Genomic DNA, 14159 nt, shown 5'->3' with positions numbered 1-14159 from the left:
GGCATCCGTTTCGCCGACCGCGTGCGAGCGACTTCCGCGGGAACGCAGTTTTCAATGGCACACTGAAGTACCTGAAACCGCTGGGAGCAGCCTGTGACGCTTGACCCGACCACCGACCCGCCGCTCGACCCGACCGCTCACGCCGAGATTGCCGTGATCGGCGGATCCGGGCTCTACGAACTCATCGACCCCTCAGGTGCCGTGACGCACCAGGTGAAGACGCCGTACGGCACCGCCTCGGTCACGATCGGGCTACGCGCGGGGCGCCGGGTCGCGTTTTTGGCCCGGCACGGCAGCGGGCACCGTGTGGCGCCGCACGTGATCAACTATCGCGCCAACATCTGGGCGCTCGCGTCGATCGGCGTGCGCGCGATCATCTCCTCGTCTGCCGTCGGCGGGGTCACACCGGAGTATCCGCCGGGGCTGCTCGTGGTCACCGACCAATTCATCGACCGCACGACCGGCCGCCCCGACACGTTCTACGACCACGAGTCGGTGCAGCATCTCTCCGCCGCCGACCCGTTCGACCCGATTCTGCGCGGCCACGCTCTGCGTGCGCTCGAGGCCCTCGGCGAGAATTTTGCGCCCACCGGAACCGTCGTCGTCATCCAGGGACCGCGCTTCTCGACCAGGGCCGAGTCGGTGTGGTTCCGTTCGTTCGGCGCCCACATCGTCAACATGACCGCCTACCCCGAGATCGTGCTGGCTGGCGAACTCAACATGGGCACGGTCAACCTGTCGTTCGTCACCGACGCCGACGCCGGGTTGGCGCCCGTGCTCGGTGCGCTTGCATCCGGCATTGCAGCTGCTCCGTCCGGCGATGTGGGCGAAACGGATGCCGTCACCGCCTCGGTCGTGTTCCGTCGCCTCGCCGACGCCCAGGCTCGCATCCTCGCCGCAATCGACGGTATCCTCAGTGCCGTGCCGACCGACTTCGCCCCGCGTGAACTCATCGACCCAGCCCAGGTCGACGCCGTGCTCGCGCGTGCCGTGTTGTCCAATCCGGTGGAAGGTTCAGTGTGATGACCGGCCAATGCGGTGCTCTGCTCCGGGGCCCGATCGGGTCTGCGCCGACTGGAGAACCGGAGATTCTCCGCGGCCGCTGGGAATTGTCTACCCGCGCAGTCCTCCTGGCCAGCCCAGCTCGCGCAGCCAGCCGGGATGGCTCATGACCGGTGAACACCTGCTCATCACCGGCGGAGCTGGCTTCATCGGATCCGCCATCGTCGATGCCGCCCTCGCCCACGGCTACGAGGTGCGGGTGCTCGACTCCCTGCGCGCCGACGTGCACGGTCCCGTGCCGGGATCGGAGGCCGCGCCGAGGGCCGAAGCCGCGCCGGGCCCGGACCATGGGCCCACGATAGAACATGGGCCCGCGGCTCGGGCCCCGGCCGCTAGGCCGGCGAGCCTCGACCCACGAGTGGAGTTCGTGCACGGCGACGTGACCGACCCAGCCGTCATCGCCAGCGCCCTCGCCGGCATCGACGTGGTCTGCCACCAGGCCGCCAAGGTTGGACTCGGGGTCGACTTCGCTGACGCCCCCGATTACGTGCACAGCAACGAAGTCGGCACCGCCGTACTGTTGGCCGCGATGGCCGTGCGGGGCATCCGTCGCCTGGTTTTAGCGTCATCCATGGTCGTCTATGGGGAGGGCAGCTATCGCGGCGCGAATGGATTCACCCGGCCGGGACCGCGCTTGGCGAGCGACCTGGACGCTGGCCTGTTCGACCCTCTCGACCCGGTGACTGGGCAGGCGCTCGAGCCCGTCTTGGTCGGAGAATCCGATCCGCTCGATCCGCGCAATGTCTACGCGAGCAGCAAGCTCGGCCAGGAATACCTCGCCACGGCCTGGGCCAGATCAACCGGCGGGCGCGTCGCTGCGCTGCGTTACCACAACGTTTATGGTCCGGGTATGCCGCAAAACACGCCGTATGCGGGAGTCGCGTCACTATTTCGTTCAGCGATTGAGCGCGATGAGGCCCCCCGAGTCTACGAAGACGGTCGGCAACGCCGCGACTTCGTGCACGTGCGGGACGTCGCGGCGGCCAATATCGCCGCGCTCGATTTCACGGCGACGCAGTTCACACCGCGGTCTGCAGCTGTATCCGCTGACATCGCGTCTGCCGGCTCGACAAATTCGGATGACGGAATATTTCGCGCTTACAACGTCGGCAGCGGAATCGTGCACACCATCGGTGACATGGCGGCGGCTCTTGCCGCGGCTGCCGGTGGCCCAGCCCCCATCGTCACCGGTCAGTATCGGCTCGGCGACGTTCGGCACATCACGGCGTCCTCGGAGCGAATCCGTCAGGAGCTGGGTTGGTCGGCCGAGGTCTCCTTCGAAGCCGGCATGCGCGAGTTCGCCACAGCACCGCTGCGTGCCGCCGTGCGCCCCTGACTCGTCGTCCCGCGCATCGTGAGATGCGATCTTTTGCCCGTGTATGCGCTTCGCAGCGCGTGACCGGCCAACTTGTGCCCCCTTGAACGCGTGTCATGGGGCGAAAGGGGCGGCCGGCGCGTCAGACCAACGGATGCTGCGGCAGCAGCACCTCAAACCGGCACCCGGCTCCGACATTGGTTACCGAAACCTGCCCGGCATGAGCGCGTACGATCCCCTCTACTATCGCGAGTCCCAAGCCAGCGCCGCCGCTGCGACCGGCTCCGGTTCCGACAGCGGGTGTGCGTGGACCGCTGGCTCGCCAACCGGCCTCGAACACCCGTGCCAGGTCCTGCTCTGGTATGCCGCCGGCCGCGTCGACGACCGAGATAATGGCGTGCCCGCCCGCGTGCCCGCCCGCGTGCCCGCCCGCGTGCCCGCCCGCGTGCCGGATCGCAGAAACCACAATCGCGCTTCCGGCCGGGGAATGCTGGATGGCGTTCATGATCAGGTTACCGACCGCGCGGGCGAGCTCGCGGGCATCCGCTTGCAGCGTGAGGCCGCGTTCGCCCTCGAAGCGAAGATCGAGCGATTTCGCGAGGGCTACCGGTGCGAGATCGGCGACCGTGTCGCTGATCAGGTCATACAGGGACACCCGATCGAAGGCCAATTTCAGTGCCCCGGCGTGAATCTTGGACAGCTCAAACAGGTCATCAACCATGCCGCTAAGCCGGTCGACCTGCCCACGAATCTGCTCGTAGTACCGCGTCGGATCCGGCGCCATACCATCCTCAAGGGCTTCTGCCATGGCCCGAATCCCGGCCAGCGGGGTGCGCAGATCGTGCGAGATCCAGGCGACGATCTCACGCCGCGAGGTCTCGATGCGTTCCTCCCGCTCGCGCGATTCGGTCAGCCGATCGGCCGTCGCAGCGAGCTCCCCGGCGAGAGCGGCGAACTCCGTACTCGTATGCCGTTCGGGGGATATCACCGATTCGCCTCGGCCGATGCTCGCGGCCGCTGCGCGCAAATAACGGTTATCGCGCGCCAATGAGCGGCCGAGTACCGATGCCATCGCGAGCGACACGATTCCGGCCACCACCGCAACCGAATAGAACACCGTCAAATCGTGCTCCGACAGATACATGAGTGAGGCGACAGCGGCCGTTCCGCTCACAACTGACACTACGGTCGCGAACGCCACGACGATCAGTTGCGTCACGAGCGACCCGCGCGATAGCAGCCGCAGCGCGAGCAAGCCGAGCGCGCCGACGACGAGTGCGCAACCGAGCGCAATTCCGGCGACCGTTAGGAACATCGCTACCGTCATGTCGCACTTGCCTCAACACCCAGCGGCACCGGGTCGAACCGGTAACCGACCCCCCATACCGTGTTCACCAGCAGCGGATGCGCCGGGTCGGCTTCGATCTTCTCCCGCAGCCTGCGCACGTGCACCGTTACCGTTGAGAGGTCGCCGAATTCCCAACCCCAGACCGAGCGCAGCAGCTCCTCGCGGGTGAGCACCTTGGACGGGCGCCAGATGAGGTAGGCGAGCAGGTCGAATTCGCGCGCGGTGAGCACGAGTGGCTTGCCGCGCAGCCGAATCTCGTGCGCGGCCAGGTTCAGCGCGAATTCCCCGGCCGTAAGGATTCCCTCCGGAATCGACTCGGATTTGGTGCGTCGCAGCACCGACTGCACCCGCAATACGAGCTCGCGCGGGGAGAACGGTTTCACCAGATAGTCGTCGGCGCCGGCCTCGAGGCCCGTGATGCGGTGCTCTTCCTCGCCGAGAGCTGTGAGCATGATCACCGGCAACGTGCCCCAGTTCTGCCGGATCCGACGGCACACCTCGATGCCGTCGAGCAGGGGAAGCATGCGGTCAAGCACGACCAGGTCTGGCAGCACCGCCTCGGCTCGGCGTAGACCAGCGAGCCCGTCGACGGCTTCATCGACCACAAATCCAGCCGCGCGCAGGTACTGGCAGACCACTTCGGAGACCGTTGGATCATCATCGATGACGAGTACTCGGCGCCCGGCTAGGGCATCCGCTCGGGGTGGAGCAAAATATTGGGAGGGAGTCACCCCCTTAGACTAGGCGCGCGGCCGCCGCGGCGCGCGGGGCGCTCGCCACCGATCTGGTCGGCGTCAAGCGGATGCCGCCCCGCCGATTCCGTCCCCGGTTCGTAACCTGTTTCGCCGCTAAACCTCAGACCCCCCGTTTACGGTCAAAGCATGATGAACATTCAGGTGGACGTGGTGTTGCCCTGCCTGAACGAGGCGCAGGCCCTGCCGTGGATTCTCGAACGGCTGCCCCAGGGCTACCGGGCCATCGTCGTCGACAACGGATCCACCGACGGGTCGGCCGATATCGCCCGGGCTCTCGGCGCACACGTCGTGCACGAAAACCGCCGGGGGTTCGGCGCCGCAGCCCACGCCGGACTGATCGCCGCAACCGCTCCGATCGTCGCCTTCTGCGACGCCGACGCTTCGATGGACCCGCGTGACCTCCCGCTCGTTGTCGACCCGATCAGTGAAGGCGCGGCCGATCTGGTGCTGGGACGCCGTCGCCCCACCACCCGAAATGCCTGGCCGCCGCACGCCCGTTTAGCAAATACCTATCTTTCTTGGCGACTGCGCCGAATAACAGGTGTGAACATTCATGACCTCGGTCCCATGCGGGCAGCTCGCCGCGACCTCCTTCTTTCCCTTGACCTGCTCGATCGTCGCAGCGGGTATCCGCTCGAGATGTTTCTCGGCGCGGCCGCGGCGAACTGGCGCATCCGCGAAGTCGACACCGGCTACGCGCCGCGAGTCGGCCGCAGCAAGGTGACGGGAACGGTACGCGGCACGATCACCGCGATCGCAGACATGTCCGCGTTGCTTCACGCCGACCGAGCTGGCCGCGCCGCTTCCCACGTGAGCGCCACCAGCGAGTCCGTCTCATGACCGCGATCGTCGTCATCGCCAAGGAATGCCTGCCCGGCAAGGTCAAGACCCGGCTCCACCCGCCACTCTCACTCGAGCAGGCTGCCGAGCTCGCCGCTGCGAGCCTCGCCGACACGCTCGCCGTGGCCGAGGCGTTGCCGGCGACGCGGCATATTCTCGCGTTCGACGGCGTGACGCCGCCGGTGGAAGCATCCGGTTGGCAGATTCTGCCGCAAACCGCAGGCGGTCTCGATGAGCGCCTTGCGGCCATCTTTGACTACCTCGACGAGCCATCCCTGCTGCTTGGAATGGACAGCCCCCAGGTCAGTGTCGAGCTGCTCGCGCCCGTATTCCACGATTGGACTATGGAGACGGATGCGTGGTTCGGCCCCGCCGACGACGGCGGCTTCTGGGCGCTCGGCCTGAAAAACCCGACCGGTGCGTTGCTCCGTGGCATTCCGATGAGCCGCTCCGACACGGGAGCCCACCAGTTGCGGCGCCTTGACCAGGCGGGCCTCACCGTGCGCCTGCTCCCAACGCTGACCGACATCGACACCATAACGGATGCCCGCACCGTCGCCTCGATTGCCCCCCACACGCGCTTCGCGCGTGCCTTCGCGGGCCTGCCGGCATCCGCTCAGCTGCCTGCACCGGCGACCCTGCGCACACTGAGCCGGGCGCGCTCATGACCGTCGTATCGCAACGTCCTGAGGTCACGGCGCAGGATCGGCCGTGGATACCCGGCCGGGTTCAGTTGAGCGAAGCTGACCGCTTTCGTCGCCCGACCACGTTCGGCTCCGGCGGATCCGAGCCATACGCGCAAGCGTTGCAGAGCGACGACAACGTGCTGTACCTGCACGGGCGCAAGCCCGACGCCGATCCGGGCACGCCAGCGCGGGTGTCGACCATGCACGCCGGAGTCTGGAGCGCCGGTGCCGATGCGATCGACCGCTCCCTACTCGCCGGGGTTGCCGGGCCGGTGCTCGACATCGGCTGCGGGCCGGGCCGCATGATTCGAGCCGCGATAGATCAGGGACTCGAGGCGCTCGGCGTGGACGTGTCGCCGACCGCCGTGCGAATAGCGCTCGCCGCCGGGCTGGCCGTGCTGCACCGTTCGGTGTTTGACGATATTCCGCTGGCGGGAACCTGGGCGACCCTGCTGCTCGTCGACGGCAACATCGGCATCGGCGGTGATCCAGACGCGCTGCTCGATCGTTGCGCGGCGCTCCTTGCCATAGACGGGGTGCTCATCGTTGAGGTGTACCCCGATCCCGAGCACGACCTGGCGTATGAAGGAACCCTGCATGACGCTGCCGGACACGCGAGCGACGCGTTCCCGTGGGCCGAAATCGGCGGGAGTGCCCTGCGCCGCCGGGCCGAAAAGATCGGGCTCGTGCCGGTCGCCGAGTGGACCCGCGGCGGTCGTTCCTTCGCCCGTCTCGCCCGAGCTTGACCCAGCCTCGCCGGAGCACCTATTCCTCTCGGTTCGATAACTGACCGGGCCCGGGCTCATGTCAGATCATGGGCCCGGTTCCGTAAGGTGGGCCCGAAAACGCCGCCCCTCGTAGCTGTGCTGCCGGCCCTGTCACCGTCCGGAGTCGTCGGGGAACGTTTCGGCCGGGTGTCGCCCGCGCAGAAATGCCCACACCGACAGCCCTACCGTGACTGCGGCGAGCACGACCCAGAAAATCCCTAGGTTGAGGCCATAATTCAGCGGCAGCACGGTCGGATTGGCCGGCGCGAAGTTCTTCGCCACCAAGGTCGGCACCGCGATCAGCGACACGATCGACCCGACCACAATTCCACTCTGCACGATCACGACGACCGTTCCGGTTATCCGCCGGCCCGCCCGGCGCAGCGCAATGCCGCCGGCTAACACAATCGGAGCGACAATTCCGTCGTGGAGCACAATCGCTGCGGCAATCCACAGCGCGACCCCGGGAATGCGAGCCGGTCGCACCGAGTCGAACATGACCAGCGCGCCCCACGCCATCAGCAGCACGCCGCCGCCCACCAACACCAAGCGGATGTTGCGCATCCGTCGGCCGCTCGACGGCGTGATTCCGGCCGGCGGGGGATTCAAGCCATTCCCGACACGCTCGGTCGATCCATCGCCCGGGTTTGGTCCTACCGCGTTCTTATGTGCCCTCATGCCCAGTCGCGAAGTCTCGTGACCCGACCCGTCAGCATCCGGTCGGGTCATGAGATTGCCTCGATTCGGCTCAACCATTTGGTCTGCAACACCCCGGGCCGACCGGGCGCGATCATGCGGGCCGGATAGCCGTGCTCGAGATCGAGCGTTTCGCCGTTGAGCTCGAGCGCCACGAGCGTGAGCGGGTCGCGCACGTACTCGCTGCCCATTTGGGTCTTGCTGAAGCTGCCACGTTGCTCCAAGCTGATCAGCCGAAACGCGGTCTCCGGGGCGGCGTTCATCATTTCAGCGAGGTCGCGCAGTCGCACGCCGCGCCAGTTGGCCATCTGGCTCCAGCCCTCAACGCAGGCGATCGGCAGCCGAACCTCGGTCTGCGGAAGCGCGAGCAGCTCGGCTCGGGTGAAGGATCGTTCGGTGCCGGAGACCGCGAGAGTGAGGGTCCACGACGACGCCATGGCGGCATCCGCTACTTTCGCCTGCTCGCTCGTGCGGTTCACCGGCACTCCCTGCTGGCCGACACCCTTCTTGCGCGGTGCGAACAGGTTTACCGCGTTCAACGGGGTGAAGGTCTGCCCGGCGGTCAGGCCGACGACGGCCGTCGTGGCCACGCCGACCGTGGTGAGAAAGCCCCGCCGGCTCACCCGGGACGTAACCTGTGGCGTCGCGTCGATGTAGTCGAGCACCCGCCCGGTCACCCCGCCTGGCCGACTCGCACCCGAGAGCCGCACGGCCTCCGCATGGGATGCCCGGTCGGCAGAGACCGCGTCCACGAGATGGTCGTCGTCGCCCGAATCGTCGCCTGAACCCGACGATTTACTCCAATACCGCGCAATGATCGGCAGTTTCACCCCAATGTGAATGACGAGCAGCCCGATCAGCACCCAGCCGAGCGCAAAGTGCACCTGCCGAAACGGAAATGGCCACGGATACCACTGGTAAGTGTTGAGTAGGCCGATCGTGATCTGCACGAGTGAGGCGCCGACGAACAGAGCAATCGAGGCGCGCTCGAGAAAGTGCACGAAGCCTTGCAGGGGGGGATAGGCGAACAGGTCGGGAAAAACGATGTACAGCTTGGCCAGCAACAGGGGAAAACAGGCGATGCCGGCAATAATGTGGGTGCCCTGGGTGACCTGGTAGAGATATTCGGGTCGGGTCGCGAACCGCATCCAATCCTGCGGTTCCTGCAGAAAATGGCTGTACAGCCCGGTGCCGAAGCAGACCAGAAAGGCTGCGCCGAGCAGACGCCCGATGACGGTCGCCATGCGCGGATTGCGCACCGGAGACGCCAACGCCCGCTGGGCCTCATACATCAATCGTCGCATTCTCCTATTGCACCACCACAGCGTGCTCCAGACCGGAAAAAAACCTTACGATGTGCGGGTGAATCGGCAAGCGATCCCGGGCACGGGAACGCCATGCGAGAGACTGAACCGTGCGCATATCGATCATCGTGGCCCTTCTCCTGCTCAGCGCCGCCCTCACCGCGTTCAGCGTCATCGCCCTCGACTTGTTCGAACCTGACCGCGACGAGGTGCAACTCGTGCTCGTCACCAGCGCGCTCTGGCTGTTGTTCGGACTCGCCTGGTGGCTGCTGCGCCGCGTCAAGGGCACAGCGGTAGTTGCACTGATCCTGGCCGGCTCCGCCGTGATCGGCGGCGCGGCCATGGCCGGCCCGCCCAACACGAGCACCGATTCGGCCCGCTACGCCTGGGACGGCATCGTTCAAAACGCCGGAATCAGCCCCTATGCATTCACTCCAGCGGATGCCCGCCTCGATTCCCTGAGACCGGACTGGCTGTTCCCGGCGCCCGAGACCACCGCTGCCGGCACGGAAGTCTGCGTCGGTGAACGCATCAATCGCGCTCGAACGACTGACGGTGACGTGCTCTGCTCGGCGCTGAACCGCACGGCGGTACCCACGATTTACCCGCCGGCCAGCGAAATCTTCTTCGCCAGCGTGCGTTTTCTCACCGGACCTGGCCCCGCGTACTGGCCGTTGCAGCTCTCCGGCCTGCTGCTCAGCCTCGGCACCACGGTGGTGTTGCTGGTCGGAATGCGCCGCCGCGGCCTCGACGAAAGAAACGCCGCGCTGTGGGCCTGGTGTCCGCTCGTGGCGACCGAGGCGATCACCAACTCGCATGTGGATATGCTCGGCGTCATTTTTGTCGTCGCGGCCGTGTTCCTGGTCTCGTCGAAGAAGGTCTGGCGCGGCGGTGTCATGCTCGGAATCGCGATCGGTACCAAGCTCATCCCGGTTCTGGCGGCGCCGGCCCTGCTCAGGCGGGGCGGGTGGCGTATGGTGACGGCATCCGTTCTCAGCTTTGCGTTGCTCTACGTGCCCTACGTGATCGCGACCGGCATCGGGGTGCTCGGATATCTGCCCGGGTACCTCTCCGAAGAGGGGTATCAGGACGGGTCTCGGTTCGCGCTGGTGTCTCTGGTCGCGCCGGGGGCCTCCGCTAGTATCGTCGCCGGTCTGATCTTGGTAATCGTCGCCGTGCTGGTGATCATCAAAACCGATCAGAACCAGCCGTGGCTCGGCCAACTTGTCATGATCGGAGCGACCCTGCTCGTGCTGAGCCCCCGCTACCCCTGGTATGCGCTGCTCCTGCTGCCGTTCGTGGCGCTGTCCGGCCGCTGGGAATGGTTGCTCGTTCCGATGGCGCTCACCCTGCGGCTGCTGGTGCCGAGCGTGCAACTCACCAGGGCCTCGATCGCGGTCGCGGTGATCGTAATCACCGTGGTCTCGCTGCGCCGCGCCGGCCCGGGCGTCGTCAAACGGATGCTGCGCCCGCTGCGGCGACTCCGCCCCGCCTAACCCGCCCGGGTGCCGCGCTCGGGGCGCTCGCTGCACCCTCCGCGTTCGTGGCACTCCTAAGTGTTCGCGGCATCCCTGCCACCGGGTGCACGCATCCCGAACGAGTGCCGCGAGCCGCCCGGGCACACGACAATTGGGGCCCGCCGTGTGGCGAGCCCCAATTTGTGCTGTGCCGGCGAACGCCGTGCTTACACGTGCCTACAAACTACCTACTTGGTGGCGGCGGTGATGGTCGCGATACCAACGAGCATCTGGTCAGCGACGGCGTCGGTGCTGAACGTGGAGTTCAACAGGCCAGCAGCGACGGAGGAGATGTGCACGGTGGTTCCGGTGAGGATGGCGTTGTCGCCGTCCATCTTGAGCGGCTCAAGGGTTCCACCGTAGAGGTCGAACAGCAGGGCCTGGGGCGCAACGGACTCGCCGTTGACCGAAACGTCACCGAAGAGCTCCGAGGTGCCAGGGTCAATGGTGAAGTTGGTCAACTCGACCACGATGTCGCCGGCGGTCAGTGAGAAGCCGGAGCCCTCGTGCTTAATGGAACCTTGAACGAACGGGCGGTAGCTCTCGGCCGGGTCGTAGTAGTCCACGTTTCCGCCGGTGATGGGGAAGTGCAGGCTGCCCTCTTCGAGGGTGGCCGTTCCGACGGTTCCGGCGGCCAGGCCGAGGCTCGTGAGTGCGGCACCGAAGTCGGCATCGAGCAGCACCGCGGTGTCAACACCAGAGAGGCTGGGGATCGAGGCGAGCGGTGTCGGAGTGGCGTCGGCCGAACTTGACGAGCCCGCGGCGGGAGCCTGGGCCGGGGTTGTCGTGCCCGTTGAGCAGCCAGCGAGGCCAGCAATGAGAATTCCGGCGGAAGCGAAACCGATGGTGGCCTTGGTGAATGTACGCATGAGAAAAGTCCTTGTCTGTAGATTGAGCAGGTGGTGTTGGGATCTGCATGGGGTTCGGTTCCACCCGCAAAATGGTTTGGAATTGCCCCAATCCGTTACCGTTCTGTTACTCAATTCAGCAAACACTCAGACTCTTGGGCACGGTAGATAACCCGCTCGACACGCTGCGATCCCAGTCACAGCGCAAATCTCCGCCGAGCGGATGCCCGTCCGCCCGCTTCCTGACCGCGGCCCGCGCCGATGAACGGGGTAGTGGCGACCAGGCAGTCCCGTGCCGCAGCGCCCGCACGTCAGCTCGTCGGCGAAGCTGCCGGTCGCTTAGTGCCGGAAGCGATCCGGCGCGAGATCCCAGGGATCCTTGCCGAGCAGTTCGGCGACGCCGCGAAAAACGCACGTTTCGATCATCATGCGCTGGTGCATCTCATCGTTTTCATGCAGGCGCGACAGGCGCTGAATCGGCAGCCGGTAGAACACCACGCGATTCGTTGCCGGCGTGACCATCCAGCGTTCGACGCCGATGCCCGGCACCACGGAGTGCGGTCCGGAGGCGACCTCGAACACGGCGTGGCTGAGTTCCTCCGGCCAGACGCCGCGCAAATAGTCGATCGTCGACTCGACGGTCATGTCGAATAAGTCGATCCGGGTGCGGAGTGGCGGCAGAAAAGGGCCGGTCGCCGAACTGCGGATGCCGCGGCCGTGCCGGTCCCGTCCGCGGCCGCGCACGGTCGGTGCGGGCGCTGCGGAACGGTGAAATCGAGGCATGCAGTCATCCTACGGCGGGCTGACGGGTACCCTGAGAGGCAATGACATTCCGTCCGTGTTCTCGCGTTGCCTGCCCCGAACCCTCGGTGGCCACACTCACCTTTGACTATGGGGATTCCCTGGCCGTACTTGGTCCGCTGGCCGGACGCAAGGAGCCGCACAGCTTCGACCTGTGTTCCCGGCACGCGGAGCGAACGACCGCTCCCCAAGGCTGGCAGCTGATGCGGCACCGTCTCCTCGCCGACGACCCCGACCCGACCGACTGACGCCTAGCGGCCCGACCGCGTTGGATCTAGTGCAGGCGGTGCGCGCATACTCTCAATCGGGATGACGGCCACTGCGACGGCCGTACAAGAGGCGGCCGGCAGCATCCGTTCTACCGGTGGCCGCGGCGGTTTCGCCGACAGCGAGAGCGACGAAAGCCTCAGCGAGGTGGCTGGCCACGCAGCAAACGGGAATGCGGACGGCGGCGACGCAAAATCGAGGCAGGGCAAAACAATGCCCGGTCATACAGGCGGAAATGGCAAGATGGCACCATGACTGTCGCTTCGGCCACCGCGCCCCCCACCTTTACTTACAAGATCGCCGATCTGTCCCTCGCGGAGGCTGGGCGCCACCAGCTGCGCCTGGCCGAAAATGAGATGCCGGGGCTGATGGCCCTTCGCCGCGAATTCGGCGAATCGAAGCCGCTCGCCGGTGCCCGCATCGCCGGATCTCTGCACATGACGGTGCAGACCGCCGTGCTGATCGAGACCCTCGTCGCCCTCGGTGCCCAGGTGCGCTGGGCTAGCTGCAACATTTTCTCGACCCAAGACGACGCGGCCGCCGCGATCGCCGTCGGTCCGACCGGCACAACGGATGCCCCCGCCGGCGTTCCCGTGTTCGCCTGGAAGGGTGAAACCCTCGAAGAATACTGGTGGTGCACCTCGCAGATCTTCGACTGGAGCGCTGAGGCCGACGCCGCCGGGGCCACCTGGACCGGCCCGAACATGATCCTCGACGACGGCGGTGACGCCACCATGCTCGTGCACAAGGGGCGCGAGTTCGAATTGGCCGGCGCCGTACCAGCGGATGCTGCCGGTGACAGTCACGAATACGGCGTCATTCTCGCCGCCCTCCGTCGGTCGCTGGCGGAGTCAACCGACCGCTGGACCCTGGTTGCCGCCGACCTCATGGGCGTCACCGAAGAGACCACCACCGGGGTGCACCGCCTCTACGAACTCGCCGCGGGCAAACAACTGTTGTTTCCGGCCATCAATGTGAATGACTCGGTCACCAAGAGCAAGTTCGACAACAAGTACGGCATTCGCCATTCGCTGCCGGACGGCCTCAACCGGGCCACGGACGTGTTGATCGGCGGCAAGGTTGTCTTCGTCGCCGGGTACGGTGATGTCGGCAAGGGCGCAGCCGAGGCGATGCGCGGCCAGGGCGCCCGGGTGATCGTGAGCGAGATCGACCCGATCAATGCGATGCAGGCCGCAATGGACGGTTTCCAGGTCGCCCGCCTCGACTCCGTCGTCGAACAGGTCGATATCTTCGTCAGTGGCACCGGCAACTTCAACGTCATCGGCGTCGACCACATGTTGCGCATGAAGCACCTCGCCATTGTCGCCAACGTCGGGCACTTTGACAATGAGATCGACATGGCCGCGCTCGAGTCGCTGCCGGGCGCCGTCAAGGTGCAGATCAAGCCGCAGGTCGACGAATGGCGCATGCCGAGCGGTCGCAGTGTGCTCGTTTTGTCGGAGGGGCGCCTGATGAACCTCGGCAACGCCACCGGTCACCCCTCGTTCGTGATGAGCAACTCCTTCACCAACCAGGTGCTAGCCCAGATCGAGCTGTACGTTTCGCCGGAGAAGTACCCGGTCGGCGTCTACGTACTCCCTAAGCTCCTCGACGAGAAGGTAGCGCGCCTTCACCTCGATGCCCTAGGCGTAGAACTGACCGTTCTAACACCCGAGCAGTCCGCCTACATCGGCGTCCCCGCCGAGGGCCCCTACAAAGTAGACCACTACCGCTACTAGCCCCTCGCCGTCTCGCAGTCCTTTTCTGCACGGGTACGGGACCGGAACGTGGGCCCAGTTTATAAACGGGGCCCGCGTTCACAGGGTGGGCCCGGCTGCAGCGTCCGGGGCGGGCCCGTTTGCGGGAACGTCCCCAGCCGCCGATCGAGCGTGTCGAGATCGCCGTCGGCCGGCGCGCGCTGGTCTGTGGTCGCGGTGGCGGGTGGCGGGTGGC

15 protein-coding genes are annotated in these 14159 nt (G+C 66.3%); 8 read left to right on the top strand and 7 right to left on the bottom strand.

All coding sequences use genetic code 11. The features are described from left to right. Positions 1–93: 93 nt before the first annotated feature. Entirely contained in the window at positions 94–1023 is a 930-nt protein-coding gene (locus tag CXY75_RS08350) for an MTAP family purine nucleoside phosphorylase (RefSeq protein ID WP_104082374.1), read from the top strand. 145 nt (positions 1024–1168) lie between these two features. Further along, positions 1169–2398 carry an NAD(P)-dependent oxidoreductase gene (locus CXY75_RS08345; protein WP_104082373.1) on the top strand — a complete coding sequence of 410 codons (1230 nt, stop codon included), beginning with the start codon at positions 1169–1171 and terminating at the stop codon, positions 2396–2398. Positions 2399–2519: 121 nt separating this feature from the next. Here the strand turns inward: CXY75_RS08345 and CXY75_RS08340 are convergent, their stop codons facing one another. Continuing rightward, on the bottom strand, positions 2520–3704 hold the full coding sequence (locus CXY75_RS08340; RefSeq protein ID WP_104082372.1) for a sensor histidine kinase KdpD: 1185 nt from the start codon (positions 3702–3704) through the stop codon (positions 2520–2522). Further along, positions 3701–4456 (bottom strand): response regulator transcription factor, encoded by a 756-nt coding sequence (locus tag CXY75_RS08335; RefSeq protein WP_104082371.1) that lies wholly within the window; start codon positions 4454–4456, stop codon positions 3701–3703. The genes CXY75_RS08340 and CXY75_RS08335 overlap by 4 nt, the downstream gene beginning before the upstream one ends. Positions 4457–4606: 150 nt before the next feature. Between CXY75_RS08335 and CXY75_RS08330 the strand changes: the two genes are divergently transcribed. Genes CXY75_RS08330 through CXY75_RS08320 form a run of 3 tightly spaced genes read left to right on the top strand, consistent with a single transcriptional unit; the run spans position 4607 to position 6752 of the window. After that, a complete protein-coding gene (locus CXY75_RS08330) occupies positions 4607–5320 on the top strand; it encodes a glycosyltransferase family 2 protein (protein WP_104082370.1) in 714 nt (237 codons plus the stop codon). Beyond that, positions 5317–5988, top strand: a complete 672-nt coding sequence (locus CXY75_RS08325; RefSeq protein WP_104082369.1) for a DUF2064 domain-containing protein — start codon at positions 5317–5319, stop codon at positions 5986–5988. Before CXY75_RS08330 ends, CXY75_RS08325 begins: the two co-directional genes overlap by 4 nt. Continuing rightward, positions 5985–6752 carry a bifunctional 2-polyprenyl-6-hydroxyphenol methylase/3-demethylubiquinol 3-O-methyltransferase UbiG gene (locus CXY75_RS08320; protein ID WP_146069415.1) on the top strand — a complete coding sequence of 256 codons (768 nt, stop codon included), beginning with the start codon at positions 5985–5987 and terminating at the stop codon, positions 6750–6752. The genes CXY75_RS08325 and CXY75_RS08320 overlap by 4 nt, the downstream gene beginning before the upstream one ends. Positions 6753–6884: 132 nt before the next feature. On the opposite strand, the gene CXY75_RS08315 is transcribed toward CXY75_RS08320, so the two are convergent. Further along, positions 6885–7382, bottom strand: coding sequence for a hypothetical protein (locus tag CXY75_RS08315; RefSeq protein WP_146069414.1), 498 nt, complete (start codon positions 7380–7382; stop codon positions 6885–6887). A 116-nt stretch (positions 7383–7498) separates the two neighbouring features. Next, positions 7499–8773, bottom strand: a complete 1275-nt coding sequence (locus CXY75_RS08310; protein ID WP_104082367.1) for a molybdopterin-dependent oxidoreductase — start codon at positions 8771–8773, stop codon at positions 7499–7501. 110 nt (positions 8774–8883) lie between these two features. Between CXY75_RS08310 and CXY75_RS08305 the strand changes: the two genes are divergently transcribed. Next, the gene (locus tag CXY75_RS08305) at positions 8884–10269 is read left to right on the top strand and encodes a glycosyltransferase family 87 protein (RefSeq protein ID WP_104082366.1); all 1386 of its coding nucleotides are present in this window, start codon (positions 8884–8886) and stop codon (positions 10267–10269) included. A 209-nt stretch (positions 10270–10478) separates the two neighbouring features. Here the strand turns inward: CXY75_RS08305 and CXY75_RS08300 are convergent, their stop codons facing one another. Further along, complete coding sequence (locus tag CXY75_RS08300; RefSeq protein ID WP_104082365.1) at positions 10479–11159, bottom strand: hypothetical protein; 681 nt, start codon at positions 11157–11159, stop codon at positions 10479–10481. Between the two features lie 318 nt (positions 11160–11477). Continuing rightward, positions 11478–11783 (bottom strand): hypothetical protein, encoded by a 306-nt coding sequence (locus CXY75_RS08295; protein WP_369826703.1) that lies wholly within the window; start codon positions 11781–11783, stop codon positions 11478–11480. Between the two features lie 179 nt (positions 11784–11962). On the opposite strand from CXY75_RS08295, the gene CXY75_RS08290 reads away from it, so the two are divergent. Continuing rightward, positions 11963–12187, top strand: coding sequence for a DUF3499 family protein (locus CXY75_RS08290; RefSeq protein WP_104082363.1), 225 nt, complete (start codon positions 11963–11965; stop codon positions 12185–12187). A 52-nt stretch (positions 12188–12239) separates the two neighbouring features. Here the strand turns inward: CXY75_RS08290 and CXY75_RS20730 are convergent, their stop codons facing one another. After that, positions 12240–12365 (bottom strand): hypothetical protein, encoded by a 126-nt coding sequence (locus CXY75_RS20730; protein WP_255411774.1) that lies wholly within the window; start codon positions 12363–12365, stop codon positions 12240–12242. Between the two features lie 92 nt (positions 12366–12457). Here CXY75_RS20730 and ahcY point away from each other — a divergent pair, with 92 nt between their 5' ends. Beyond that, a complete protein-coding gene (gene ahcY / locus CXY75_RS08280) occupies positions 12458–13945 on the top strand; it encodes an adenosylhomocysteinase (RefSeq protein ID WP_104082361.1) in 1488 nt (495 codons plus the stop codon). Positions 13946–14159 lie beyond the last annotated feature (214 nt).

The sequence above is a fragment of the Cryobacterium sp. Y11 genome, assembly GCF_002929535.1.
Lineage (GTDB): Bacteria > Actinomycetota > Actinomycetes > Actinomycetales > Microbacteriaceae > Cryobacterium.
The sequence above is the reverse complement of the archived record's forward strand: the minus strand, read 5'-3'. Positions and strand labels throughout refer to the sequence as shown.